Origin of the sequence: Rhizobium anhuiense (genome assembly GCF_003985145.1) — a bacterium.
Lineage (GTDB): Bacteria > Pseudomonadota > Alphaproteobacteria > Rhizobiales > Rhizobiaceae > Rhizobium > Rhizobium anhuiense.
The window spans coordinates 1-1,031 of record NZ_ML133560.1 but is presented as its reverse complement, the minus strand read 5'-3'; the positions used below and the strand labels follow the sequence as shown (position 1 = coordinate 1,031).

The window sequence follows — 1,031 nt, the reverse complement described above, 5'->3', positions numbered from 1 at the left end:
AGGTGGTGGCGCCGCAGCTCTATATCGCCTGCGGCATATCAGGCGCCATCCAGCATCTGGCCGGGATGAAGGATAGTAAGGTGATCGTCGCCATCAACAAGGACGAGGAGGCGCCGATCTTCCAGGTCGCCGACTACGGACTGGTCGCCGATCTCTTCGACGTCCTGCCGGAATTGCAAAAGGCGCTTTAGCGGGGAGACCGAACGTGGCGCGCACGGTGGGACGTCCAATCAAACCTGGTGCCGACCTTCTCCTGAACGATGACGAGAAGCCGGCATATATACGGCTCCACGACATCGGAAGGGAAAGGCGTTCTCGGCCGTTGCAGGAATTCCTCAACGATGTCGGCGGGCTGATGTTGTCGGCGGAGGCTCCCGCCGTCGCCAGCTTCGTCGCGGGCAAGGTTCTCCAGAGGCTGCTCAAGACCGGCAAGGTGCGCCCCGAGGGCGGGTCCCTTCCCGGCACGCCGGAAGGGCTTGATGACGCCATCGCCCATCTTGCGAAATCGGGACGGAAATATGAGGCGATCGCCAGCCAGTTCCATAGTCTCGCCGACAAGCTGCTCTGGAGACGCGGCCGTTCCGGCCCGTTTGCAAGCCTGAATTTTGGCGACACGCATTCCCATGCGGTTGTCGTCGGCCCGGGCGGCATGGAGGAACGCGCCGATCTCAGGGTCGGCGTGATCTACATGGATCGCTACACCCGTTTCCCCGATCATGTTCAGACGCAGCCCCGTGCCTTCCTCCTGCTTTCGCCCGCTGAAATCTCCCTTGGCGATTCCCAATGGTTTTCTGCCGCTACCGGCACAGTCTTCGCGAACGATGCCGGGCAATCCTTCGCGATAAGATGCACGGCCCGGCCGCTTCTCGCGGTCTGGTGCCAGATCGAGCCGGAGACGAAATAGATGACCGAGACGACTGATCTGCCCGAACGCGAGAGCATGGAATTCGACGTTGTGATCGTCGGCGCCGGTCCGGCCGGTCTTGCGGCGGCGATCCGGCTGAAGCAGGTCAATCCGGACCTCTCGGTCG

Annotated in this window: 3 protein-coding genes; all 3 read left to right on the top strand. The window is 62.4% G+C overall.

What is annotated here, in order from left to right:
- A partial coding sequence (locus EEQ99_RS34335) for an electron transfer flavoprotein subunit alpha/FixB family protein (RefSeq protein ID WP_195826131.1) occupies positions 1-191 on the top strand: 191 nt, incomplete at its 5' end.
- A 14-nt stretch (positions 192-205) separates the two neighbouring features.
- A complete protein-coding gene (locus EEQ99_RS34330; protein ID WP_063476712.1) occupies positions 206-904 on the top strand; it encodes a dimethylsulfonioproprionate lyase family protein in 699 nt (232 codons plus the stop codon).
- A partial coding sequence (locus EEQ99_RS34325; RefSeq protein ID WP_127431916.1) for an FAD-dependent oxidoreductase occupies positions 905-1,031 on the top strand: 127 nt, incomplete at its 3' end. It abuts the gene before it with no gap.